Here is a 24,163-nt window from a genome sequence, read left to right on the forward strand (position 1 = left end):
CCGGCTCCCGGTGGTGCTCCGGTTGTTCGCGTTGACGCCGGTTACTTGACGTTGACGCCGGCCCAGGCGGCCTGGACGGCCGTCAGCTCGGCGCTGTCGGCACCGAACAGGTCGGTGGCGGCCTTCTCGGTCGCCTCGCGGGCTCCGGCGTAGTCGGTGCTCGACGTCATGTAGACGGAGAGCGCCTTGTACCAGATCTGGTAGGCCTTCTGGCGGCCGATGCCCGTGACCGTGGAGCCGTCGGCGGTCGGGGAGTCGTAGTCGACCCCGTCGATGGTCTTGGCGCCGCTGCCTTCGGCCAGCAGGTAGAAGAAGTGGTTGGCGACACCGGAGGAGTGGTGCACGTCGAGGTCGCCGACGCCGGAGTCCCAGTAGTCCGCCGAGCCGCCGTCCTTGCTCGGCTTGTCCATGTAGCGCAGGGGTGTCCCGTCGCCGTTGATGTCGATCTTCTCGCCGATGAGGTAGTCGCCGGGGTCGGTGGCGTTGCCGGCGAAGAACTCCACGGAGGTGCCGAATATGTCGCTGGTCGCCTCGTTGAGACCACCGGACTCGCCCGCGTAGTCGAGGTTGGCGGTGGCCGAGGTCAGGCCGTGGCTCATCTCGTGGCCCGCGACGTCGATCGCGGTGAGCGCGCTCCTGTCGTCGGCGCCGTCGCCGTAGGTCATGCAGAAGCAGCTGTCGTCCCAGAAGGCGTTGACGTAGCCGGTGCCGAAGTGGACGCGGGAGTACGCGGCGCGGCCGTCGCCGGCTATGCCGTCGCGGCCGAGCTCGGACTTGTAGAAGTCCCAGGTCGTGGCGGCTCCGTAATGGGCGTCGACCGCCGCGGTCCGGCGGTCGTTCCCGGTGCCGTCGCCCCAGATGTCGTCGGCGTCGGTGACGAGGTCGCCGGTGCCAGTCTGCCCCTGGCCGAGGTCGTACGTCTTGTGCCCGCCCCGGTCGCCGTCGGTGAGCTCGAAGCCCGAACCGGCCTGGGTGGTCGACAGGGTGACCTTCCCGCTGTACTGGCTGTTCCCGGTGCCGGTCTCGACGGCCTCGTAGCTGTGCAGGCGCTTGCCGGTCGTGGCGTCGGTGATGATGTGGAGCCGGCTGGGGGTGCCGTCCTTCCGGACACCGTTCCTGACGGTCTCGAAGGCGAGGGCGGGCTTGCCGCTGCCCGCCCATACGACCGTGCGTGCGTCGGCCGCGGCCTTCAGCTCCGGCTGGGTCGAGGGTACGGCGATGCGGGCCTCGGTGGCCTTGTCGACGCCCTTGGAGGTGCCGTCGGCGGCGGTGTGGGTGACGAGGTCACCGCCGAGGACCGGCAGCCCGGCGTAGGTGCGCTCGTAACGGGTGTGGACGGTGCCGTGGGCGTCCTTGATCACATCACGGACGATCAGTTTCTCCTGGCTGCCGAGTCCGAGGGTCTCGGCGGCGGACGAGGCGTCGGCCTGGGCGGCCCGGAGGGCGGTGGCACGGTGGCCGGCCGTGTTGACGCCGAGGGCGGTGGCGCCGGCGGAAGAGGCGGTGTCATCGGCGGCTCGGGAACCGGCCGTTGCCGTTCCCGTCTGGACGCCGACGACGACCATCGCGGCGACTGCGGCCAGGGCGGCGGCGCGACGGGTGTTCATGTGGGGGGTCATGCCTTCTCCGTTGCTCGTTCCTGTGGGGGTTACGAGCGGAGAGAGTGCCACCGAATGAACAGTTTTGACGGGACGCCGACAATTACCTCACAAGTTTTTGACCAGTTCTTGTCCGGCTGGGATGCGTTCGTGTCCGCTATATGAAGCGAACGCACGGGAGCCCCCGGCCGACCTGAGTCGGGCGGGGGCTCCCGTGGGGAAGCCGTCCGCGTCAGAGGTTGACGCCGAAGTCCTGGGCGATGCCGCGCAGGCCCGAGGCGTAGCCCTGGCCCACGGCGCGGAACTTCCACTCGGCGCCGTTGCGGTAGAGCTCGCCGAAGACCATGGCGGTCTCGGTGGCGGCGTCCTCGCTCAGGTCGTAGCGGGCGATCTCGGTGCCGCCGGCCTGGTTGATGATGCGGATGAAGGCGTTCCGCACCTGGCCGAAGTTCTGGCTGCGAGCCTCGGCGTCGTAGATGGAGACCGGGAAGACGATCTTGTCGATGTCCGCCGGGAGGCCCGCGAGGTTGACGTTGATCTGCTCGTCGTCGCCCTCGCCCTGGCCCGTGACGTTGTCACCGGTGTGGACGATGGTCTGGTCCGGCGTCGCCTTGTTGTTGAAGAAGACGAAGTGGCCGTCGGAGAAGACCTTGCCGGCGGTGTTGACCGCGATCGCCGAGGCGTCGAGGTCGAAGTCGGTGCCGGTGGTGGTGCGGACGTCCCAGCCGAGGCCGACCGTGACGGCGGTCAGGCCCGGGGCCTCCTTGGTGAGCGAGACGTTGCCGCCCTTGGACAGGCTTACAGCCATGGGAAGTCCCTTTCCTCGTCATGTGCGGGCTTCGTGCCATCACGAAAGCTACCGTCACCCGTCCTAACGCAGACAAGAGACCACGAGGTTCCTGTTCCCTTTACTTTCTTTGCCGAACTTCTGGCCGAACGCTCGCAAAACAAGGTGACGAACCGGTCGTACGCCAGGGAACATGGGTGTCATGTCCGGGCCCTATGTCATCCGCGGTTCGGTCTCCCTGCCGGAGGCCGAACTCATGTGGCGTTTCTCGCGGTCCTCCGGGCCCGGTGGGCAGCACGTCAACACGAGCGACTCCCAGGTGGAGCTCCGCTTCGACCTCGCGGCGACCGAGGCCCTGCCCGAGGTGTGGAAGGCCCGGGCCCTCGAACGCCTGGCGAGCCGGCTGGTCGGCGGTGTCGTGTCCGTGCGCTCCTCGGAGCACCGCTCCCAGTGGCGCAACCGTGAGACGGCCGCCGTGCGGCTCGCGGCGCTCCTGGCGGAGGCCACGGCCCCGCCGCCCAAGCCGCGCCTCAAGAAGAAGATTCCGCGCGGCATCAACGAGCGCAGGCTGCGCGAGAAGAAGCAGCGCGGCGACACGAAGCGCGGGCGCTCCGGCCGCGACTGGTGACGGCCCCCGCGAAGGTCCGCGGGCGCGCCGGTCAGCCCAGCTGCCGGTAGCGGCCCCTGAAGTACGTCAGCGGCTCTCCGTCCGCGCTCGGCAGCGAAGCCGTCAGCACCCTGCCGATCACCAGTGTGTGATCCCCGGCCAGGACGCGCTGTTCCGTGCGGCACTCCAGGGTGGCCAGTGCCCCCTCCACCAGGAACGCCCCCGTGACCTCGCCCCGTATGCAGGGGATGTCCGCGAAGAGCAGCCGGTCGCTGATCCGCCCCTTCATGGCGAACCGCCCGGCGATGCTCCGCTGGTTCTCCGCGAGCACCGACACCGCCCACTGCGGCTGCTCGGCCAGCAGGTCGTCCATCCGTGAGTCGTTGCGCAGGCTCACCATGACCAGCGGCGGGTCCAGGGAGACCGACATGAAGGCCGTCGCCGTCATCCCGACGTCCTCGCCCCGGCCGTCCTCGTCCAGCGGCGGCTCCTGGGCGGTGACCAGCACCACCCCGGCGGCCAGTCTGGACAGGGCGGCGCGGAATTCGTCGTTGCTCACCCCTTCAGCATGGGGGACGGCTTCGGGGCGCGGGGCGGGGGGAGTCTTCTGCGGCACACGGGGCACGCTAGTGCCGCGGTACGCCCCGTCGCATCGGGCCAGGGGACCAGCCGGGTCCTAGGACCACGGACCACCGTCCCAGGTGTGCCGATTTGCGTTCGATAAATAGAAGGAGGCCCCCGGAGGCGCCTCGGACACCCTTGAGTACCTGTTGTGACTTGAGTCACAGAGAGCAATATTTGTTGACCCTGTGTACCGGGTGCACAGCTCACTGTGATTCAGTGGCCGTGACAGTGCAACAAGTACGTCGATATGAAACCTGGAGTTGCTGTCGAGGTCTCGGGGAGTGCGAGCAATGGAGGCCGAGTCGGAGCCGTACGTCCGCCTTGCGACCATGCGGCAGTTGCACCAGGCCGTCGCTGATCTCAATACGGCGCGGAGCCTGGCGGACACGCTGCAGTCCGTGGCCGACGGCATCGTCACCGGCCTCGGGTACGAGCTGGGCTGCGTGAACCTCGTCCGCCCCGACGGTGATCTCGTGGTCGCCGCCTTCGCCGGCAACAGCGCCGCGGAAGCCCTGATCACCGGCCGTGTCGGCTCCCGTGAGTCCTGGGAGCGCAGGCTGTCGATGGGCGAGGCCTGGGACGAGCTCCGGTTCATACCCCACACCGAGGGCTGGGTGCTCCTCGACGACGACGTACCGCAGTGGCACACCGAGGGGCCCGAGCCCCGCTTCGAGGACGAGTGGCACCCCCTGGACCGCCTCTACGCCCCCATGTACGCCTCCGGCGGAGGTCTGGACCTCCTGGGGGTCATCTCGGTCGACAGGCCGCGCAACGGCCGCCGCCCCGGCGCCTGGGGCCGTGAGGCCCTCCAGATGTACGCCTCCCAGGCGGCGATTGCGATCAGTAACGCTCGTCTCCGAGCAAACATGCAGCGCGCACTGGTCAGGCTCGAACGCGAACAGCAGGCGCTGCGCGCCAGCGAGGAATCCTTCCGCCAGGCGTTCGAGTACGCCCCCAGCGGCATGGCCATCGCCGAGATGGGCGGCGACCAGCACGGCAGGCTGCTGCGCACCAACGACGCGCTCTGCCGGCTCCTGGGACGCCCCGCGTCCGTCCTGCGCCGCTACTCCTTCGCCGACCTCGTCCACCCCGAGGACATCGGGACCCTGCTCCGCACGTCCGCCGAGGGAGGGCGGGCGGAGCTGCGGCTCGGGCGCAGGGACGGCACGTATCTCTGGGTCTCGCTGCGCAACTCCGTCGTCGCCGACACCACCGACGGCCCGCGTTTCCTGCTCACCCATGTCGAGGACATAGAGGAGCGCAAGCGCAACGAGCTGAATCTCGCGCACCGCGCCTCGCACGACGCGCTCACCGGTCTGCCCAACAGTGCCGAGCTGCGCTCCCGGCTCGGCGCGCGGCTGTGTGAGAGGCCTCACTCGGTCACCTCCAGCGCGATCGAGGCGCTGGACGCGGCCTACGGCGATGTCGAGAGCGCGGTGCACGGCTACCGGGCGGACGGTTACGAGGGTGAGATCGCTCCGGGTGCCGGCCCCTACGACCATCATGTGCACGTCGTGGCGCCCGACCCGGACCGCGACGACGGCACGAAGGGGCTCGCGGTGCTCTTCTGCGACCTGGACGGCTTCAAGTCCATCAACGACCGGTTCGGGCATCACGCGGGTGACGCGGTTCTCATCGAGGTCGCCCGGCGACTCACGACCTGCGTACGGGACGGTGACACGGTCGCGCGGCTCGGGGGTGACGAATTCGTCGTCCTCGCGGACGGTCTCGGGGCCGCAGATGCCGCGGATCTGGCCGTACGCTTGCGTAACGCCATCATTCCGCCCATCCGGGTGGACGGCCGGGCAGTCAGGGTCGGGGCGAGTTTCGGTATCGGCTGGGCCGAGTGCGGCATGACCGAGGAAGAGGTCCTGCACTCCGCCGACCAGCGGATGTATGTGGAAAAGCGGTCACGATCGAAGGTTCACCGCAGAGCCGGCTGACGTTCACGCCCTGGCTGTCCCCGTACACCGCCCGGTTTTCCGGGGGGCCGAGAGCAATTCGACGCGTGCTCCGTTCGGGGTAGGCTCGGCCGGTCGGCGACGGCTGGCGACATGGTGAGGAGTGACCCAGGGATGACGGCCGGAAACAACGGCGCGAGCAAGCCCGAGGACGACGATCCGTTCGGCTATCTGTACGAGGACGGGCGGGCGGCAGGCGCACAGCCGCCCGGGCAGGGTGGATACGGCTACCCCGGTCCGGCCGCGCAGCCCGGCGTGCCCAGAACGTCGTACAACCAGGTGCGGACGGTCGGTGAGCGCCAGTACGGGCAGGTACCGCCGCAGCAGGCGTACGGCCAGCAGCCCCAGTACGGCCGGCCGAACCCGCAGTACGCGGCGCCGGAGACCTACCCCGGCGGGGCGGTGACCGCGCAGCACGGGTCGGTGCCCGGCGGTAACGGCGGTTCCGGCCGTGGGGGCCCCAACACCAAGGCGCTGCTGATCGCGGCCGTCGCGGTGGTCGCGGTCGTGCTCATCGGCATCGGCGCGGCGCTGATGACGGGCGACGACAGCGACGGCAAGAAGGACGAGGCCGGGTCGTCGGCGGGTCCGGCCGACGAGGTCGAGGACTCCCCGAAGCCCGAGAAGTCCGCGAAGGCTTCCCAGGAGGCCGTCGATCTGCCGAAGCAGGACGCGGCGACGCTGACGCTCGGGGGCACGGCGTCCCTGGACAGCACGGTCAAGGGCGCCAAGAGCGCGAACGGCCAGTACATCAGCCTCAACGAGGTCGGCCGGTCGGCCACCTGGACCGTCGATGTGCCGGAGAGCGGCCCGTACACGCTGTACGTGACGTACGGGGTGCCGGGCAAGGACGCCAAGACGTCCCTCACGGTCAACGACGAGGACCCGCGCTCGATCAACATGAAGAACTTCGCGAACGCCGCGGAGGGCGACCTGGAGAAGGGCTGGACGAACACGTACGCGTACGTGCAGCTCGACAAGGGGTCGAACACCCTCATGCTGTCGTGCAACGAGGGCGACTCGTGTGACGCCAACCTCGACCAGCTGTCGCTGAAGTCGGGTCACGTCAAGGACTGATCAGCCGCCCGATACGCTCGGAGAACCAGCACCACCGTCGTCCCGGTCATCGCCCAGCGCGAGCCGGGACGCGGTCGTCCCGGGGGCCGGTCAGGCCGCCGGTGCGTGCTGTTCGACGGTGACCCGGGTCAGCAGGTCCTCGTAGGCGGCGCGGTCGAACTCGCCGGCCGCCGGGGCCAGCACGGTCGCCGTGGACAGGGCCACCGCGCGGATCAGCCGGTCCTGCCAGCCGAGCCCTTCGGCGAGGGCGGAGAGCAGTCCGGCCACGGCGGAGTCGCCCGCGCCGGTGGGGTTGCCCCGTACGGCGGTCGGCGGTGCGGCCCGCCAGACGCCGTCGGGGGTGGCGGCGAGGAGCCCGTCCGCGCCCAGCGACGCGACGACGCTGTGCGCGCCCCGGCGGCGGGCGTCGCGGGTGGCGCGCAGGGGTTCGCGGGCGCCGGTGAGCCGGGCGAGTTCGTCGGCGTTCGGCTTGACGAGGTCGGGGCGGGCGGCGATGCCGCGGCGCAGGGGCTCGCCGTCGGTGTCCAGGAGCACGGGTACGCCGGCCGCGCGGGCGAGCCGTACGAGTTCCGCGTACGCGCCGACGTGGATGCCGGGGGGCAGGCTGCCGCAGAGGGCGACGGCCGCGGCCCCGGGGAGGAGCTCTCCGAACGTGCCGAGGAAGGCCGCCCATTCGCCGGCGCCGATCAGCGGGCCCGGCTCGTTGAGCTGGGTGGTGTCACCGCTGGAGCGGTCGACGACGGCGAGGGTGCGGCGGGTGTTCCCCGCGACGGTGACGAACGCGTCGGTGGGACGGTGGGGGAGTGCGCCGAGGAGTTCGCGCAGGACCGCTCCGGTGGCGCCGCCGGCGAAGCCGGTCACCACGGTCTCGTGGCCGAGCGCGGAGAGCACCCGGGCCACGTTGACGCCCTTGCCGCCGGGGCGCTCGGTCACGTCGTCGACGCGGTGGCTGGTGTGCGGGACGAGTGCGGGGACGGCGTAGGTCAGGTCGAGTGCCGTGTTCAGCGTGACGGTCAGTATCACCTGTACCGGCCCCCTTGATCGTCCGTGCCCACGCGCCGTCTCCCCGCGGCGCCGTCCCTGGTGATCATGCCAAAGAGGCGGCGGCCGTCCCAGGTTTCGGGGACAACCGCCGTCTCTTCGTTACGTGTTCAACCGCCGGTCGTCACGTGTTCAGCCGCCCGTCAGCCGACCGGGGGCTCCACGATCCACTCGCCCCGGCGCATGACGCCCTTGAGCGCGAAGTCCGCGTCCAGGACCACCAGGTCGGCGTCCTTGCCCGGGTCCAGTGAGCCGATCCGGTCGTACAGGCCGAGGAGCCGGGCCGGGTTGGCGGAGATGGACCGGACGACGTCGTCCACGGGGATCCGGTCGACGGTCACGGCCCTGCGGAAGGCGGTGTCCAGGGTGAGGGTGGAGCCCGCGATCGAGCCGCCCTCCACCAGGCGGGCGACGCCGTCCTTGACCTCGACGGCGAGCGGCCCGAGCTCGTAGAAGCCGTCGCCCCCGCCGGCCGCGTCCATGGCGTCGGTGATCAGCGCGACCCGGCCGGCGCCGGCGTGGTGGTAGGCGAGCTCCAGGGCGGCGGGGTGCAGGTGCGTGCCGTCGTTGATCAGCTCGACGGTGACCCGCTCGTCCTCCAGGAGCGCCGCGACCGGGCCGGGCGCGCGGTGGCCTATGGCGGGCATCGCGTTGAAGAGGTGCGTGGCGACGGTGGCGCCCGCGTCGATCGCCTCGACGGTCTGCTCGTACGTCGCGTCCGTGTGGCCGACGGCGGCGATCACCCCGTGCTCCGCGAGCAGCCGTACGGACTCGATGCCGCCCGGGAGTTCGGTGGCGAGGGTGACCATCCTGGCGCTCCCGCGCGCCGCGTCGAGGAGCTTGCGGACCTCCGCGGGGTCGGGGTCGCGGAGGAGGCCCTCGCTGTGGGCGCCCTTGCGGCACGGGGAGATGAAGGGGCCCTCGAAGTGGATTCCGGCGAGCTCGCCCTGCTCGACCAGTTCGGAGAGCATGCCGGCCTGTCGGGCCAGGAAGTCCATCTCGCCGGTGACGGTCGAGGCGACGACGGTCGTCGTGCCGTGGGCGCGGTGCGCCCGCACCGCGGTCAGGGCGTCCTCGGCGGTACCGGTGGCGAAGGACGCGCCACCGCCGCCGTGGTTGTGGATGTCCACGAATCCGGGGACCACCCAGTGGCCCGAGAGGTCGACGGTCCGGGCGTCCTCCCGCGTGCTGCCGGCGATCCGGGTGCCCTCGACGATCACCCGGCCGTTCTCGACGGTGCCGGTGGGAAGCACCACCCGGGCACCTGCGAGAACCGTGCTGTCTGCGCGTCCGGCCATCAGGCGGAAACCTCCGTGGAGAGTAGATCCCAGGCGAGCAGCCCTGCGCCCAGGCATCCGGCGGTGTCCCCGAGGGCCGCCGGGACGATGTGAGGCAGCTTCTGGAACGTGACCCGTTCCTCGACAGCCGCACGCAGTGGTGTGAACAAGGTTTCCCCTGCCTCGGCAAGACCGCCACCGATGATGAGCGTGCGGGGGTCCAGCAGGGTGAGCGCGGTGACCAGTCCGGCGGCCAGCGCGTCGACGGCGTCCCGCCACACGCGCAGGGCCGCCGGGTCGCCCGAGGCGACGGCCTTCGCGCAGTCCGCGGCGTCCGCGTCGGGGTCTCCGGACGCGGCGGCCCAGGCCCTGGACACGGCGGCGGCCGAGGCGAGGGTCTCCAGGCAGCCGCGCTGGCCGCAGCCGCAGTCCGGGCCGTCCGGCCGGACCACGATGTGGCCGATCTCGCCCGCGTAACCGTGGGCGCCCGCCTCGATGGTGCCCGCGATGCCGATGGCGCCGGCGATCCCGGTGCCCAGCGGCACGAACAGGAAGCGGTCCGCTCCCTGGCCGGCACCGATCCGTCCTTCGGCGAGGCCTCCGGTCCGGACGTCGTGGCCGAGCGCGACGGGTATGCCGCCGAGCCGTTCGCCGAGCAGCTTGCGCAGGGGCACGTCGCGCCAGCCCAGGTTCGCGGCGTAGACGGCGATCCCGCGTTCCGCGTCGACGATGCCGGGCACGGCGACCCCGGCGGCGGCGGCACTCTCGCCGAGGTGCTCCTCGCCGTACGCGCGGAGGTCCTCGGCGAAGCGGAGGATCGTCTCCACGACGGCCTCGGCGCCGCGGTCCCTGCCGGTGGCCCGGCGCGCCTCGTGGAGCAGGGTGCCGTCGGCCCCGACCAGAGCGGCCTTCATTCCTGTGCCGCCCACATCGAGGGCGATGACGTGTCTCACGGAAGACAGTTTCGCCCGCCGACCCCTAAAAGGTCTAGTCCACTATCGTGGTTTGTTGAGCACCCATACAAAACGGTCCTGCTAGATTGCCGAATCGATACGCAGGTGGTGTAGACCTCCGTGCGGTCGTTGAGGCAGTATCGCGGGTTCGCCGTCGGGAGCGATGGTGTCCGCGTCGACCAATGTAGGGATGGGCAAGGCTGTGCAGCGGCGCTTTGTGGGTCTGACCGCGGTGGTGGCCGCATTCGGGATGACGGCGACGTTGTCGGGGTGCGGTTCGGACACCGGGGGCGGCGACGTCACCCTGCGACTCGTCGCGGCCGACTACGGTACGGGTGCGGAGAACAGCTCCCAGAAGTACTGGGACGACGTCGCCGGGAAGTTCGAGAAGGCCAACCCCGACATCAAGGTCGAGGTCAGCGTCTACTCCTGGAAGGACGTCGACCGCAAGGTCGCCGAGATGGTGAAGGCCGGCGAGGCCCCCGACATCGCGCAGATCGGTGCGTACGCCGACTTCGCCAAGGCGGACAAGCTCTACGCCGCCGACGAGATGATCGCCATCCGCACCGGGTCGAACTTCCTGCCCTCGCTCACCGACGCGGGAGAGGTCGACAACACTCTGTACGGCCTCCCGTTCGTGGCCAGCACCCGGCTCCTCTTCTACAACAAGGGCCTCTTCGCCAAGGCGGGCCTCGGGGCACCGCAGACCTGGGACGACATCCAGAGCGACGCCACCGTGCTTAAGCAGCGCGGTGTGACCTACCCCTTCGCACTGCCGCTCGGCCCGGAGGAGTCCCAGGCCGAGACCCTGATGTGGCTGCTCAGCGGGGGTGGCGGCTACACGGACGAGGTCGGCAACTACAACATCGACTCCCAGGCCAACATAGAGACCTTCAAGTGGCTGAAGAACAGCCTCGTGGGCAAGGGCCTCACCGGTCCCGTCGCCCCGGGGAAGCTCGACCGGGCGAAGGCCTTCGACGCGTTCACCCAGGGTGACGTCGGCATGCTCAACGGCCACCCGACGCTGATGCAGGAGGCCGAGAAGAAGGGCGTCGAGGTCGGCATGGTCCCGCTGCCCGGGATCGAGGGGCCGACCAAGGGCTCGATGGGCGTGGCCGACTGGATGATGGGCTTCAAGCAGAACGGCCACCGGGCGGAGATCGGCAAGTTCCTCGACTTCGCCTACACGGACGAGAACGTGCTCGCCTTCGCCGACCAGTACGACCTGCTGCCCGTGACCGGCACCGCGTCCGCCGCGATGGAGTCGGACAGCAAGCACAAGCAGCTGCGCGAGTTCCTGTCGGCGCTGCCGAACTCGCAGCTGTACCCGTTCGGCAAGACGTCGTGGGCGCAGGCCAGCGAGAGCATCAAGGAGAAGATCGGCTCGGCGGTCGAGCCCGGCGGCAGCCCGGAGAGCGTGCTCGTGGACATCGCGTCCCAGGCCCGGCAGGCGGAGAGTGCCGAGTAGGTAGGTTGGTTCATATGACCGGCCCTCCCGCTGACGACGCGGACTCCGCTGCCCCGCTCTCCGACCAGGAACGCGCGGTGCTGGCCGTGGAGCGGCGCTCCTGGCCGGGCCCCGGTGCGAAGGAGCGGGCGATCCGGGAAGACCTGGGCATCTCGCCGGTCCGCTACTACCAGCTGCTCAACGCGCTCCTGGACGACCGGCGGGCGCTGGAGGCGGACCCGGTGACGGTGAACCGGCTGCGGCGGGTCCGGGACGCGAGGCGCGGGCGGCGCTGAGCCCCGGCCCTCCCGGGGCTCCGCCCCGGGCCCCGCGCCTCAAACGCCGGCGGGGCTGGGTTTGCCCCGGTGAGCCGCAGGGGTGACGGCGGGCTGGGGCCCTGCCCCGGTGGGCGTCGGGGCCGACGGCTGGGTTCTGCTCCGGTCAGTGCCGGGGCTCCGCCCCGGGCCCCGCGCCTCAAACGCCGGCGGGGCTGGGTTTGCCCCGGTGAGCCGCAGGGGTGACGGCGGGTTGGTTTGCCCCGGTGAGCCGAAGGGATGGCGACTGGGCTGGGTTTAGTTCTGCTCGACGCTACGCTCGGGCCATGGGCAATTCGGCACACCCCATCCCGACCCCGTCCACCCAGGCCGGCCGCGAAGGCCTCGCCGCGCTCCTGGCCCGTCCCTCCCGTGCGGTCGTCGCGCTGGACTTCGACGGCACGCTCGCCGACATCGTCCCGGACCCGGAGCGGTCCCGGGCGCACCCCGATGTCGTCCCGGCCCTCTCCGCGCTCGCCCCCCAGGTCGCCGCCGTCGCCGTGATCACCGGCCGCCCGGCCGACACCGCCGTACGGTACGGAGGCTTCGCGGGGGCGCCGGGACTGGACCACCTCGTCGTCCTGGGGCACTACGGCGCCGAACGCTGGGACGCCGCCACCGCCACCGTCCACGCCCCGCCGCCGGACCCCGGCGTCGAGGCCGTCCGGGCCGCGCTTCCCGCAGTGCTGGAAGGCGCGGACAGCGGTGTCTGGGTCGAGGAGAAGGGCGGCCGCGCGGTCGCCGTGCACACCCGCCGTGCCGCCGACCCGCAGGTCGCCTTCGAGGCACTGCGCACTCCGCTGGGCGACCTGGCCGCGCGTCACGGCCTGATCGTGGAACCGGGCCGTCTCGTCCTGGAGCTGCGCCCGCCGGGCATGGACAAGGGGGTGGCGCTGGAGGAGTACGTGAAGGAGACCGGCGCCGAGACGGTGCTCTACGCCGGTGACGACCTCGGCGACCTCGCCGCCTACGCCGCCGTGGAGAAGCTCCGCACCCAGGGCACCGCAGGTCTGCTGGTGTGCAGCGGCACGGAGGTCCCCGAACTGGCCGACCGCGCCGACCTGTTGCTGTCGGGCCCGGCGGCGGTCGCGGAACTGCTCCGTTCCATCGCCGGGCGCGTCACACAGTCCTAGGCCCGCAGCGCGTCCAGCTGGTCCAGGAACCACTGCTGCGGTGGCAGCGCGGTCGCGGCGGCGGCCAGGCGCTTCGAGCGGGCGCCGCGCTCGTCGGGGTCCATCGTGAGCCCCTCGTGCAGCGCCGCCGCCGTGGCCGACACGTCGTACGGGTTGACCACGATCGCGTCCTCGCCCAGCTCCTCGTACGCCCCCGCCTCGCGGGAGAGCACCAGCGCGCAGCCGTGGTCCGAGACGACCGGGACCTCCTTGGCGACGAGGTTCATGCCGTCGCGGATCGGGTTGACCAGGGCCACGTCCGCCAGCCGGTACGCCGCCAGGGAGCGGGCGAAGTCGTCGTCGACGTGGAGCAGGACCGGGGTCCAGCCCTCGGTGCCGTACTCCGCGTTGATCGCGTCGGCGACCCGCTGCACCTCCGCCGTGTAGTCGCGGTAGACCGAGAGGTCCTGCCGGGAGGGGTAGGCGAAGGCGATGTGCACCACGCGCTCACGCCATTCGGGGCGCTCCTCCAGCAGCGCACGGTAGGCGTGCAGGCCGCGCACGATGTTCTTGGAGAGCTCCGTGCGGTCCACCCGCACGATCGTGCGGCGGTCCGCGCCGACCTGTTCCCGCAGGATCTCCATGCGGTCGTCCACGTCCGCCTCGTGGGAGCGGCGGCGCAGGAAGTCCCCGTCGGCGCCCAGCCCGTGCACCCCGATCCGGGTGCGGCCGGTGCCGCCGAGGATCTCCGTGCAGCTGCTGATGAAGGCGTCCGCCCAGCGGCGGGTGAGGAACGCGGCGCGGTCGGCGCCCAGGATGCCGTTGAGCAACTGCTCGCCGATGTCGTCGGGCAGCAGCCGGAAGTAGTCGACGGGCGCCCACGGGGTGTGCGAGAAGTGCCCGATCCGCAGGTCGGGCCGGAGCTCGCGCAGGAGGCCGGGGACCAGCGAGAGGTGGTAGTCCTGCACCAGGACCGCCGCGCCCTCGCCCGCCTCCTCGGCGAGCGCCTCGGCGAAGGCCTGGTTGTACGCCTCGAAGGAGGCCCACTGCCGGCGGAACTCCGCGTCGAAGACGGGCTCCACCGGCGTCTCGTAGATCATGTGGTGCACGAACCAGAGCACGGAGTTCGCGATGCCGTTGTACGCGTCCGCGTGGACCCCGGCGTCGATGTCGAGCATCCGGACGCCGGGCTCGGAGACACCGCGCCGGACCGCCTCGCGGTCGCCGTCGCCGAGGGCGGCGCACACCCACAGCTTGTCGTCGACGGCGCTCAGGCCGGAGACGAGCCCGCCCCCGCCCCGCTTCGAGTCGAGCGTGCCGTCCTCCCGCCGTGTGTACGACACCGGGCCGCGGTTGGACGCGACGAGTACCTGGGCAGCGTGCTCGGAGACCATGTACCCGAACCTAGCCCGTTCGGGAAGCCGCCAAACGTGAAGTGGGGGCGGAGCCGGACGGGAAGAACCGTTACGCCGCGTTTCGGGAGGCGTACTCCGCGATCTCGCGCATCGGGGGGCGTTCCTCGGTGTCCACCGCATGGGTGTGCGGGACGAACCCGTCGGGCCCCCGCTCGAACTGGGTGATCTCGGGCCGCACGAGGGTCCCCCGGGAGAGCCGCAGCTGCGCCGTCCGGTAGATCGTGGCCGCCATCCGGCCGAGGGCCTGGCCGTCCTGGTGGCGGTGTTTGCGTACGCCGACGTCGACCTGGGCCAGCGCGTCCAGGCCGACCGTGTGCAGGGCGTCGACGAGCAGGCCCAGCTCCACTCCGTAACCGACGGGGAAGGGGAGCTGCTCCAGCAGGGAGCGTCGTACCGCGTACTCGCCGCCCAGCGGCTGGACGAAGCCGGCCAGGCTCGGCCAGTGCAGATTGAGCAGCGGGCGGGCCACCAATTCGGTCACCCGGCCGCCCTGGCCCGCGGCGTCGCCCAGCGGCCGGTCGTACATGGCCTTCACGAACTGCACCGAGGGGTCGGTCAGCAGCGGGCCGACGATCCCGGAGACGAAGCCGGCGGAGAAGTCCTTGAGGTCCGCGTCGACGAAGCAGACGATCTCCCCGCTGGTCACCAGCAGTGATCGCCACAGGACCTCGCCCTTGCCGGGAAGGGCGGGAATCCGGGGGAGTATCGCGTCCCGGTGCACGACCCGGGCGCCGGCCAGCCGCGCCTCCTCGGCGGTGGCGTCGGTGGATCCGGAGTCGATCACCACCAGTTCGTCGACGAGCTGGACCTTCTCCATCAGCTCGCGCCGGATCTCCGCGACGATCGCGCCGACCGTCGCCTCCTCGTTCAGCGCGGGCAGGACGACGCTCACGCGCGAGCGGTGCGGATCCTTCGCCCGCGCGGCCGTGAGCCGGTCCAGCGGGCGGTCGGCAGCAGACCAGGAACGCCTGGTCAGCCAGCGTTCCACCTCTTCCAGCACGGTCGGTACTCCCTGTATGTGATCCATCTCGCGGTTCGGACGACTATCTCGATCGTCCGGTGCTTCGGTTACAGTCTTGAACAACGCGGATGACCCTCGCATGTCGGGGTCGGTCCGCGAATAAACGCCCGGATCCATGGTCCGGTGCCATAGCGCTCATCCAGAGGGACTGAGGGAACGGCCCGTTGAAGTCCCGGCAACCCTCCTGCCGACCGCGAGGTCACGGTGGGGAAGGTGCCAATTCCGTCTTGTGGCGAAATACGTCGCAAGGAAGATGAGGAGAAAGGGCCTCCGCCATCATGGCCGTGCAGACAGTCGCAGCCGACACCCATACCTCCGCAGTGGACCTCGGTCCCGCCGCGGCGCTTTCCTGCCGCGAATGCGGCGAGCGTTTCGAGCTCGGCCCCATTTTCGCCTGTGCGTCCTGTTTCGGGCCGCTCGAAGTGGCGTACGACCTGCCGAGCGGCTCCCCCGAAGAGCTGAAGAAGCGCATCGCCGAGGGCCCGAACAACATCTGGCGCTACGCGCCGCTGCTGCCGGTCCCCGCCGACGTCGCGGACAAGCCCAACATCAACCCCGGTTTCACCAAGCTGGTCAAGGCCGACAACCTGGCCCGTGAGCTGGGCGTCACCGGTGGTCTGTACGTCAAGGACGACTCCGGCAACCCGACGCACTCCTTCAAGGACCGTGTCGTCGCCATCGCCGTCGAGGCCGCCCGCGCCTTCGGGTTCACCACCCTCTCCTGCTCCTCCACCGGCAACCTCGCCGGCGCGGTGGGCGCCGCCGCCGCCCGCGCCGGCTTCCGCTCCTGCGTGTTCATCCCGCACGACCTGGAGCAGGGCAAGGTCGTCATGGCCGCGGTGTACGGCGGCGAGCTGGTCGGCATCGAGGGCAATTACGACGACGTCAACCGCTTCTGCTCGGAGCTCATCGGCGACCCGCTCGGCGAGGGCTGGGGCTTCGTTAACGTCAACCTCCGGCCGTACTACGGCGAGGGCTCCAAGACCCTGGCGTACGAGATCTGTGAGCAGCTCGGCTGGCAGCTGCCCGACCAGCTCGTCATCCCGATCGCGTCCGGCTCGCAGCTCACGAAGATCGACAAGGGGCTCCAGGAGCTGATCAAGCTCGGCCTCGTCGAGGACAAGCCGTACAAGATCTTCGGCGCCCAGGCCGAGGGCTGCTCCCCGGTCTCCACGGCCTTCAAGGCCGGCCACGACGTGGTGCGTCCGCAGAAGCCGAACACCATCGCCAAGTCCCTGGCGATCGGCAACCCGGCCGACGGCCCCTACGTCCTGGACATCGCCCGGCGCACCGGCGGCGCCGTGGAGGACGTGAACGACGAGCAGGTCGTCGACGCGATCAAGCTGCTGGCCCGCACCGAGGGCATCTTCGCGGAGACCGCGGGCGGGGTGACGGTCGGCGTGACGAAGAAGCTGATCGACGCCGGCCTGCTCGACCCGTCCCTCACCACCGTCGTCCTGAACACCGGCGACGGACTGAAGACGCTCGACGCGGTCGCCCCCACGACCGGCCTGTCGGCGACGATCCGGCCCAGCCTGGACGCGTTCCGCGACGCGGGCCTCGCCGCCGCCAACTGACACCCGAGACCGAAGGAAGGCACCCACATGAGCGTCAAGGTCCGTATCCCCACCATCCTCCGCACCTACACGGGCGGTCAGGCCGAGGTCCCGGCCGAGGGTGCCACCCTCTCCGAGGTCATCGCGTCCCTGGAGCAGAACCACCCGGGCATCGGTGCCCGTGTCCTGGACGACCAGGGCAAGCTGCGCCGCTTCGTCAACGTGTACGTCAACGACGACGACGTGCGCTTCGAGGGCGGCCTGGACGCGGTCACCCCGGACGGCGCGGGCGTCTCGATCATCCCGGCCGTCGCCGGAGGCTGATCCCCCGGGGGCCTTACGGCGCCCGACCGCATGACGTGAGCACAGTGGCCCCCTCCGCGGGAAAGCGGAGGGGGCCATTCTGCATGGTTGAGCACGGTACAGTTGGGGAAGTCCCCGCAGCTGCCCGTGCCGCCCGCATATGAGAATGCGCCCGGCCGCGACAAGAAGCAGCCAAAGTAAGTGAACTCCTTGTGGCATAAGTGGCCTTTGTCAGGCCCGACTTGCCCTGGAATCCTATGAATTCCCCCCTTGCGTGCGGTCACCTGTGCCCAGAATTCTCGTCCGATTGACCTGTTGCAGAGGGCAGTTGGGCAGATACATTCGGCCGCGGTCGACGCGTTCCGGCGCACGCCACCCTCTCCTGTCGGAGGGTGAGTTCTGACCCGGGCCCGCGAAGTGCGGTGCTCGTGCAAGGGCCAGTAATAGGGGAGTTAGGCATGGCTCAGGGCACCGTCAAGTGGTTCAACGCGGAGAAGGGGTACGGCTTCATCGCGGTCGACGGTGGTGCGGATGTTTTCGTCCACTACAGCGCGATCCAGATGGACGGGTACCGCACCCTCGAAGAGGGTCAGCGAGTTGAATTCGAGATCTCGCAGGGCCAGAAGGGGCCGCAGGCGGACATGGTCAAGCTCGCCGTCGGCTGAGCTCGGCGCGGTCGGCCAACGACACTACTCACGCACGTGAGGCCCGTACCCCGGCCAGGGGTACGGGCCTCACGTGCGTCCGTACGCCCCCAGGATGTCCACATCCGAAGGATGACGCTTGCACTCGCAGGGGTCGAGTGCTAATCATTGGCGTTAGCACTCTCCAGGTGAGAGTGACAGAAAACTTGGACCGGGCCGGTGAGGCCCGCAGGCCCGGTGGGGCAAGGAACCACCGAGCACGCTGGCCGTCCGTCGCGGGCGCCACTCGGTCCGGAGAAATCCACCCCTGTCCGGGAGGACCACTTCACATGGCCAAGATCATCGCGTTCGACGAGGAGGCACGGCGCGGTCTCGAGCGCGGGATGAACCAGCTCGCCGACGCCGTCAAGGTCACCCTCGGCCCCAAGGGCCGTAACGTCGTCCTCGAGAAGAAGTGGGGCGCGCCCACGATCACCAACGATGGTGTTTCCATCGCCAAGGAGATCGAGCTCGAGGACCCGTACGAGAAGATCGGTGCGGAGCTGGTCAAGGAGGTCGCCAAGAAGACGGACGACGTCGCCGGCGACGGTACGACCACCGCCACCGTTCTCGCCCAGGCGCTCGTCCGCGAGGGCCTGCGCAACGTCGCCGCCGGTGCCAACCCGATGGCTCTGAAGCGTGGCATCGAGAAGGCCGTCGAGGCCGTCTCCGCCGCTCTGCTGGAGCAGGCGAAGGACGTGGAGACCAAGGAGCAGATCGCTTCGACGGCCTCCATCTCCGCCGCCGACACCGAGATCGGCGCCAAGATCGCCGAGGCGATGGACAAGGTCGGCAAGGAAGGCGTCATCACCGTCGAGGAGTCCCAGACCTTCGGTCTGGAGCTCGAGCTCACCGAGGGTATGCGCTTCGACAAGGGCTACATCTCGGCGTACTTCGCCACCGACATGGAGCGCATGGAGTCGTCCTTCGACGACCCGTACATCCTGATCGTCAACTCCAAGATCAGCAACGTGAAGGACCTCCTTCCGCTGCTCGAGAAGGTCATGCAGTCGGGCAAGCCCCTGCTGATCATCGCGGAGGACGTCGAGGGCGAGGCGCTGTCGACCCTGGTCGTCAACAAGATCCGTGGCACCTTCAAGTCCGTCGCCGTCAAGGCTCCGGGCTTCGGTGACCGCCGCAAGGCCATGCTCGGTGACATCGCCATCCTCACCGGTGGCACCGTCATCTCCGAGGAGGTCGGTCTCAAGCTGGAGAACGCCGGTCTCGACCTGCTCGGCACCGCCCGCAAGGTCGTTATCACCAAGGACGAGACGACCATCGTCGACGGTGGCGGCGAGAGCGACCAGGTCCAGGGTCGCGTCAAGCAGATCCGTGCCGAGATCGAGAACTCCGACTCGGACTACGACCGCGAGAAGCTCCAGGAGCGCCTCGCGAAGCTGGCCGGCGGCGTGGCCGTCATCAAGGCCGGCGCCGCCACCGAGGTGGAGCTCAAGGAGCGCAAGCACCGCATCGAGGACGCGGTGCGCAACGCCAAGGCCGCCGTCGAGGAGGGCATCGTCGCCGGTGGTGGCGTGGCTCTGCTCCAGGCCTCGGCCGTCTTCGAGAAGCTCGACCTGACCGGTGACGAGGCCACGGGCGCCAACGCCGTGAAGCTCGCGCTGGAGGCCCCGCTCAAGCAGATCGCCGTCAACGGTGGTCTCGAGGGTGGAGTCATCGTCGAGAAGGTGCGCAACCTGCCGATCGGTCACGGCCTCAACGCCGCGACCGGTGAGTACGTCGACATGATCGCCGAGGGCATCATCGACCCGGCGAAGGTCACGCGCTCCGCTCTGCAGAACGCCGCGTCCATCGCAGCGCTCTTCCTCACCACCGAGGCCGTCATCGCCGACAAGCCGGAGAAGGCCTCTGCGGCCGCTCCGGGCGGCATGCCGGGCGGTGACATGGACTTCTGATCCTCGGATCAGCAGCTCCAGGCGGTACCGCGGTATCCGTACGACGCCGGCCCCCGGGATTCGTTCCCGGGGGCCGGCGTCGTCGTTCGTCGCCGTGGTGCGGTGTTCTGATGCGGCGGGTCAGGACCCGTCGGTGTTCGACGGGCCGAAGAACTCGATCTCGGCGATGGCCACCTGCTTGTCCGAGGACGCGGCGTGGGCCGACTCGACGGTGAAGCGCACCTTGACGGCATCGCCGACGCGGAAGGCCCGTCGCTGGCCTCCGGTGCCCTGATCCAGGGTCAGATGGCGGGTCGACCGCTTTCCGTCCTTGGTCGTGATCGTCGCCTTGATGCGCTGCGGCAGCGCGGACTTGTTCAGGTCGTCGGCCTTGATGGACACACCCGGGGTGATGATCACGTCCAGCAGCCGGGTCGGCTGGTCGAAGCGGGCCTCGATCCACTCGCCCGCACCGGACTGATCGACCCCCGGGCCCCACCACGTGTTGTTCACCTTGTCGAAGGCGAGCTGCGGCTTGTGGCCGGTCCACGAGCGGGACGCCGCGAGGCCGTTGGGGGCGACCATCGCGCGCTTGGCGAAGTGGTCCTTGGTGGCCTGGATGCCGTCGGGGAGATACATCACGCCGAGTACGGCCAGGGTGACGACGACGGCGAGGGTGATCCATGTGCCGATGCGGTCGAAGGCGCGGCGGATGCGGGGCCTGTCGCCGGCCCAGGGGTTCTCGTGCCGGCGGGAGCCCGCGAGGCGGCGCCACCACGGGCGGGGGGCGGGCGCGCGTTCGTCGTTGTCGGCCAGCGGCATCGCGCAGCGGGCGCAGTAGTGGCGGTCGGGGCGGTTGGGGGTGGCGCACCAGGAGCAGGGCGGGCCGTTCCCGGTGTCCTGCTGGGGGCCGGGGACGCGTACCTGCGGCCGGTCGGTGTCGGGGCGGCCGGGCAGGACCGGAGCGGCGGCGGGGGCCGGCGAGGAGTGGGACGGCTCGGGCTCGGCGACGGGCACGAGGAGGGAGCGGGCGCGGTCGGCCGCGCTCTCGCCCGAGGTGGGCAGCGGGACGGTGGGGTCGGTCTCGCCCGGGTGCCGGCCGTCGGAGGCGCCGGGCGAGGCGGTGGCCCAGCCGTCGTTCGCGCCGCCCGCCGCGTTCGCCCGGCCGGGCTCCTGGACGTCGCGGTGGTGGCGCGGCAGGCGGGAGGCGTCGGGTGTCGCGGCCGAAGGGCCGGCCTCACCGGGCGCCGTCGCGGCGGCGCCGGTGTGGACGCCCACGCCGGCGGGGGGCGTCGCTTCCGGGCCGTTGCCGGGCGACGCGGAGCCGGCGGGCGGGGTGGAACCGGCGGTCCGTGCCGCGTTACCGGTGCGGGGACCCGGGCTCCAGCTGAGCACGGCGCCGCAGGCGTCGCAGAACGACTGACCCGGTTCCGCGCGGGTGCCGCACTCGGCGCAGTTCTGCGTGGTCATCTCTCCGGGGTCCTTTCGGCGGCCGTCACGGTGACGGTGTAGGGCATGTGCGCGGGGCGGGCGGCCGCCACGAGGGCGTCCAGGCGGTGCGTGTCCGCGGGGGTGGGATCGGGGAGCGCGATGGTGACGTGGAGGTGGGGGCGGGGCTTGCCGGGGATGGGGCCGATGGGGCGGGCGTTCCAGGTGGCGCCGCCGCTCTCGGAGATCTCCGGTTCGATACCGAAGGCGAGCTGTACGGCCTCGGAGAGGCCGCGCCGGGTGCCCCGCACGCGGTGCAGCCGTGCGGCGGCGGCCACGGCGGCGCGCAACCGTGGCTCCGGTTCGGTGCCGTCGGTCTCGGCGCCGACCCAGGTGCTGAGCCACTGGGCGAAGTCCACCGGGGTGAGGGCGGGGTCGAAGTAGGCGTCCACGCAGTCGAGTACGTTCAGGATGGGCGCCAGGACGTCGTCGAGTCCGCCGACGAAGCGCTGGGCGAGATCGTCCTCCGCGAAGACGGCGGGGAGCATCGTGCTGATGGGTGTGGACGAGCCGAGGCCGTCGACCGAGCCTCTCATCGGTGGCCTCCTGAGCTGATGACGGCCGTCACGCCCCGTCTCCGATCACGCGTACGCGGTGGTCGAAGGAGAAGACCAGGGACGGCGGTTCGAGGTCGATGCGGTTGGTCGGGTCGCCGCGCTTGCCGGTCAGCGGGTCGGCGGGGTGCAGGATGACCTCGTCGACCAGTTCGACACCGGGGACGCGCTGGAGGACGGCGAAGACCTCGCCCGCCTGGACCGGGCGGCCGAAGGGCCAGCCGCGGCCGTCGGCGCCCCCGGTGAGCGGGTCGAGGTGGTGGTACAGGGCGTCGTGGACCTGGCGGCGTACGCGGTCGGTGTCCACCCCGCGGAAGGCGTGGACGGTGGCCACCACGGTGACCCCCTGGTAGTAGGGCGGGCCCACGGCGACCCGGGTGCCGATGAGGCGGCGTTCGTCGAGGTGGCGGGTGATGCGGCCGAGCAGCGCGTCACCCGGGACGAGTTGTTCGAAGCGGAGCCGGCCGCCGGGGTCGGGGACGGCCTGGGGCACGACGAGGACCCGGATCGCGTAGGCGCCGTACTCGCTCTCCTCGCCCTCCAGGCAGGTGATGCGGGCCGTCTCGGGGGCGGCCCGGCGGGCGAGTTCCTCGTAGTCGCGCAGGGTCACGGCGCGTTCCTGGGCCCGGAGGGTGATCGGTGCCCGGAGCTTGGCCTCCTCGACCGTCTCGCCGTCGACGCCGCCGCGGGCGGCCTCGCGGTTGACGACCTCGGCGACGTACGGGATGGAGGTGCGCAGGACCTGGACGGTGCCGCGGGCCACGTTGCCCTCCCGGCCGCCGCCGGTGCGGTAGCGGCGGGCGCGGATGACGGAGCCCTTGGGGGCGACGGCGCCGTACTGGCGGAGGGTGCCGTCGGGTTCGCGGACGGCGGGGCCGAAGGCGATCTCGCCGGTCGCGGCGTCCAGGGTGATGTGCCGGTCGTCGGGCCGGGACGCGGCGAAGTGCGGGACCACCTGCCAGTCCTCCCAGCCGTCGTGCTCTGCGGTCTGGAGCCAGAGGGGCGGGTCGTCGCCGACCACGGGGGCGTGGGTGAGCCGCAGCCGCTGGCCGGGCAGCCCGATGGACTCGCCGAGCGCCTCGTCGTACACGGCCTCGGCGTGCACGACGCCGGTGGTGCCGCCGATGGTGTAGGCCTCGGCGGACCTGATGGTCGGCGACGTGGCGTAGAAGGGCTGGCCGGGCTGGGGTTCGGTGACGCGGCAGCGCAGCCAGCCCGCCTCCTGCCCGCCGTTGCGGGAGAGGACGTGGCCGCCGGGGATGTGCAGGACGATGTCGCCGGGCCGGTTGAGACCGCCGGTGCCGTCGCGGTCGACCTCGCAGGGCCGCCAGCCGTCCTCGGTCCAGGCCTCCCACACGAGCGGGGGCTGCCGGGGGTCGACGCCGACACCGTCGACGCGGCTGTCGAGTTCGAGGGCGAGGGCGCAGTACGGGACGGCGGCCGTGAGGCCGATCAGCATGCAGTCGCCCGGGGTGGGCGACTCGGCGAAGCAGAGCAGGTCCTTGCCCTCGGCGAGGTCGTCGGTCCGGTCGGCGACGGGCTCGCCCTGGTGCTGCACCACGAGGTGGCGGAGCGCGCTGGGCACGACGGTCAGTTCACGTTCGGTGGCGAAGACGACGGCGCTCTCCCGCTCCGTGCGTACGGTCGCCACCTCGGTGCCGACCGGTACGGCTATCGCCTCCTCCTGCGGGGCGGACAGCCAGAACGTGACGTCGGTGCGGGCGGCGGCCGGCGGGAAGAGGGTGATGCCGACGAGGTCGAGGAAGGCCAGATGGTTCTTCTCCGGCACCCGGTTGAGGCGGTAGACGATCTGGTCGGCCATGTGCGCGACCGTCTCGACGAGGGTGACACCGGGGTCGGAGACGTTGTGGTCGGTCCACTCCGGGGCGCGCTGCTGGATGTAGCGCTTGGCGTCGTCGACGAACTGCTGGAAGCGGCGGTCGTCGAGGTTGGGGGAGGGCAGAGACATCAGCCGTCGCTTTCGGAAGGGGCACCGGAGCCGCCGGAGGGACCCGGCTCCCCGGGTTCGTCGTGGGAGGGGATGACGTAGAACGGGAAGACCAGGCTGCGCGGGTTGTTGGTGCCGCGGATGGAGTAACGGACGTCGATGAAGAGGACGTTCTGTTCCGCGCCGGCGGTGACCTCGACCTCGTGGACCTCGATGCGCGGCTCCCAGCGGTCCAGGCTGGCGTGGACCTCGTGCTGGATGCGGCCGGCGGTCTGCTCGTTGACCGGTGCGAAGACGAGGTCGTGGATGGCGCAGCCGAACTCGGGGCGCATCGGCCGCTCGCCCGGGGCGGTGGCCAGGACGAGCCTGATGGCCTCCTCGACCTCCCGCTCCCCGCTGACGAGGGCGATGCCGCCCGTGGGGCCGATGCGCAGCGGGAAGGCCCAGCCGGAACCGACGAACTGTTCGGCCATCAGGGAGCCACCTGCCTTCTTCTCGGTACGGA

22 protein-coding genes and 1 riboswitch are annotated in these 24,163 nt (G+C 70.8%); of the genes, 10 read left to right on the forward strand and 12 right to left on the reverse strand.

Features of this window, described 5'->3' with window-relative positions:
- Nucleotides 1-41 precede the first annotated feature (41 nt).
- Both ACIP63_RS08020 and ACIP63_RS08025 read right to left on the reverse strand, forming a co-directional pair.
- Nucleotides 42-1,619 (reverse strand): M4 family metallopeptidase, encoded by a 1,578-nt coding sequence (locus tag ACIP63_RS08020; protein WP_401512520.1) that lies wholly within the window; start codon nucleotides 1,617-1,619, stop codon nucleotides 42-44.
- Nucleotides 1,620-1,830: 211 nt separating this feature from the next.
- Entirely contained in the window at nucleotides 1,831-2,406 is a 576-nt protein-coding gene (locus ACIP63_RS08025) for a TerD family protein (RefSeq protein ID WP_104787851.1), read from the reverse strand.
- Nucleotides 2,407-2,578: 172 nt separating this feature from the next.
- On the opposite strand from ACIP63_RS08025, the gene arfB reads away from it, so the two are divergent.
- Nucleotides 2,579-3,013, forward strand: a complete 435-nt coding sequence (gene arfB, locus ACIP63_RS08030) for an alternative ribosome rescue aminoacyl-tRNA hydrolase ArfB (protein WP_187355791.1) — start codon at nucleotides 2,579-2,581, stop codon at nucleotides 3,011-3,013.
- A gap of 31 nt (nucleotides 3,014-3,044) precedes the next feature.
- Here arfB and ACIP63_RS08035 read toward each other — a convergent pair whose 3' ends face one another.
- Nucleotides 3,045-3,551 (reverse strand): flavin reductase family protein, encoded by a 507-nt coding sequence (locus tag ACIP63_RS08035; protein WP_401512523.1) that lies wholly within the window; start codon nucleotides 3,549-3,551, stop codon nucleotides 3,045-3,047.
- A gap of 355 nt (nucleotides 3,552-3,906) precedes the next feature.
- On the opposite strand from ACIP63_RS08035, the gene cdgB reads away from it, so the two are divergent.
- Nucleotides 3,907-5,559 carry a diguanylate cyclase CdgB gene (gene cdgB, locus ACIP63_RS08040; protein ID WP_401512524.1) on the forward strand — a complete coding sequence of 551 codons (1,653 nt, stop codon included), beginning with the start codon at nucleotides 3,907-3,909 and terminating at the stop codon, nucleotides 5,557-5,559.
- Nucleotides 5,560-5,691: 132 nt separating this feature from the next.
- Complete coding sequence (locus ACIP63_RS08045; RefSeq protein ID WP_401512526.1) at nucleotides 5,692-6,654, forward strand: carbohydrate-binding protein; 963 nt, start codon at nucleotides 5,692-5,694, stop codon at nucleotides 6,652-6,654.
- A 90-nt stretch (nucleotides 6,655-6,744) separates the two neighbouring features.
- Here ACIP63_RS08045 and ACIP63_RS08050 read toward each other — a convergent pair whose 3' ends face one another.
- From ACIP63_RS08050 to ACIP63_RS08060, 3 genes are all read right to left on the reverse strand, one after another.
- Entirely contained in the window at nucleotides 6,745-7,677 is a 933-nt protein-coding gene (locus ACIP63_RS08050) for a 1-phosphofructokinase family hexose kinase (protein ID WP_401512527.1), read from the reverse strand.
- A gap of 161 nt (nucleotides 7,678-7,838) precedes the next feature.
- Nucleotides 7,839-8,993, reverse strand: a complete 1,155-nt coding sequence (gene nagA, locus ACIP63_RS08055) for an N-acetylglucosamine-6-phosphate deacetylase (protein ID WP_401512529.1) — start codon at nucleotides 8,991-8,993, stop codon at nucleotides 7,839-7,841.
- On the reverse strand, nucleotides 8,993-9,886 hold the full coding sequence (locus tag ACIP63_RS08060) for an ROK family protein (protein WP_401515004.1): 894 nt from the start codon (nucleotides 9,884-9,886) through the stop codon (nucleotides 8,993-8,995). Before ACIP63_RS08060 ends, nagA begins: the two co-directional genes overlap by 1 nt.
- Nucleotides 9,887-10,115: 229 nt before the next feature.
- On the opposite strand from ACIP63_RS08060, the gene ACIP63_RS08065 reads away from it, so the two are divergent.
- The 3 genes from ACIP63_RS08065 to otsB all read left to right on the forward strand — a co-directional run bounded on the left by ACIP63_RS08065 (nucleotide 10,116) and on the right by otsB (nucleotide 12,819).
- Nucleotides 10,116-11,393, forward strand: a complete 1,278-nt coding sequence (locus tag ACIP63_RS08065; protein WP_401512530.1) for an ABC transporter substrate-binding protein — start codon at nucleotides 10,116-10,118, stop codon at nucleotides 11,391-11,393.
- Nucleotides 11,394-11,407: 14 nt separating this feature from the next.
- Entirely contained in the window at nucleotides 11,408-11,668 is a 261-nt protein-coding gene (locus tag ACIP63_RS08070; protein ID WP_401512532.1) for a DUF3263 domain-containing protein, read from the forward strand.
- Nucleotides 11,669-11,973: 305 nt separating this feature from the next.
- Nucleotides 11,974-12,819: a trehalose-phosphatase gene (gene otsB / locus ACIP63_RS08075; RefSeq protein ID WP_401512534.1), complete on the forward strand. Its 846-nt coding sequence runs from the start codon at nucleotides 11,974-11,976 to the stop codon at nucleotides 12,817-12,819.
- Here the strand turns inward: otsB and ACIP63_RS08080 are convergent.
- Entirely contained in the window at nucleotides 12,816-14,192 is a 1,377-nt protein-coding gene (locus ACIP63_RS08080; protein WP_401512536.1) for a trehalose-6-phosphate synthase, read from the reverse strand. The two genes, otsB and ACIP63_RS08080, sit on opposite strands and share 4 nt — an antisense overlap.
- Nucleotides 14,193-14,262: 70 nt before the next feature.
- Complete coding sequence (locus tag ACIP63_RS08085; protein WP_401515007.1) at nucleotides 14,263-15,213, reverse strand: glucosyl-3-phosphoglycerate synthase; 951 nt, start codon at nucleotides 15,211-15,213, stop codon at nucleotides 14,263-14,265.
- A 153-nt stretch (nucleotides 15,214-15,366) separates the two neighbouring features.
- Nucleotides 15,367-15,494: riboswitch (SAM riboswitch) on the forward strand.
- An 18-nt stretch (nucleotides 15,495-15,512) separates the two neighbouring features.
- Here ACIP63_RS08085 and thrC point away from each other — a divergent pair.
- The 4 genes from thrC (at nucleotide 15,513) to groL (ending at nucleotide 19,689) form a co-directional block, all read left to right on the forward strand.
- A complete protein-coding gene (gene thrC / locus ACIP63_RS08090; RefSeq protein ID WP_401512538.1) occupies nucleotides 15,513-16,811 on the forward strand; it encodes a threonine synthase in 1,299 nt (432 codons plus the stop codon).
- 27 nt (nucleotides 16,812-16,838) lie between these two features.
- On the forward strand, nucleotides 16,839-17,114 hold the full coding sequence (locus tag ACIP63_RS08095) for a MoaD/ThiS family protein (RefSeq protein WP_099174090.1): 276 nt from the start codon (nucleotides 16,839-16,841) through the stop codon (nucleotides 17,112-17,114).
- A gap of 437 nt (nucleotides 17,115-17,551) precedes the next feature.
- Entirely contained in the window at nucleotides 17,552-17,758 is a 207-nt protein-coding gene (locus tag ACIP63_RS08100) for a cold-shock protein (RefSeq protein WP_003967346.1), read from the forward strand.
- Nucleotides 17,759-18,066: 308 nt separating this feature from the next.
- Nucleotides 18,067-19,689 (forward strand): chaperonin GroEL, encoded by a 1,623-nt coding sequence (gene groL, locus ACIP63_RS08105; RefSeq protein WP_351272810.1) that lies wholly within the window; start codon nucleotides 18,067-18,069, stop codon nucleotides 19,687-19,689.
- 120 nt (nucleotides 19,690-19,809) lie between these two features.
- Here the strand turns inward: groL and ACIP63_RS08110 are convergent, their stop codons facing one another.
- Genes ACIP63_RS08110 through ACIP63_RS08125 form a run of 4 tightly spaced genes read right to left on the reverse strand, consistent with a single transcriptional unit; the run spans nucleotide 19,810 to nucleotide 24,131 of the window.
- Nucleotides 19,810-21,138: an NADase-type glycan-binding domain-containing protein gene (locus ACIP63_RS08110; protein ID WP_401512540.1), complete on the reverse strand. Its 1,329-nt coding sequence runs from the start codon at nucleotides 21,136-21,138 to the stop codon at nucleotides 19,810-19,812.
- The gene (locus ACIP63_RS08115) at nucleotides 21,135-21,692 is read right to left on the reverse strand and encodes a phage tail protein (RefSeq protein ID WP_401512542.1); all 558 of its coding nucleotides are present in this window, start codon (nucleotides 21,690-21,692) and stop codon (nucleotides 21,135-21,137) included. Before ACIP63_RS08115 ends, ACIP63_RS08110 begins: the two co-directional genes overlap by 4 nt.
- A gap of 28 nt (nucleotides 21,693-21,720) precedes the next feature.
- On the reverse strand, nucleotides 21,721-23,679 hold the full coding sequence (locus ACIP63_RS08120; protein ID WP_401512543.1) for a putative baseplate assembly protein: 1,959 nt from the start codon (nucleotides 23,677-23,679) through the stop codon (nucleotides 21,721-21,723).
- Complete coding sequence (locus ACIP63_RS08125; protein ID WP_401512545.1) at nucleotides 23,679-24,131, reverse strand: GPW/gp25 family protein; 453 nt, start codon at nucleotides 24,129-24,131, stop codon at nucleotides 23,679-23,681. Before ACIP63_RS08125 ends, ACIP63_RS08120 begins: the two co-directional genes overlap by 1 nt.
- Nucleotides 24,132-24,163 lie beyond the last annotated feature (32 nt).

Source organism: Streptomyces sp. NPDC088746, assembly GCF_044751065.1.
Taxonomy (GTDB): Bacteria; Actinomycetota; Actinomycetes; order Streptomycetales; family Streptomycetaceae; genus Streptomyces.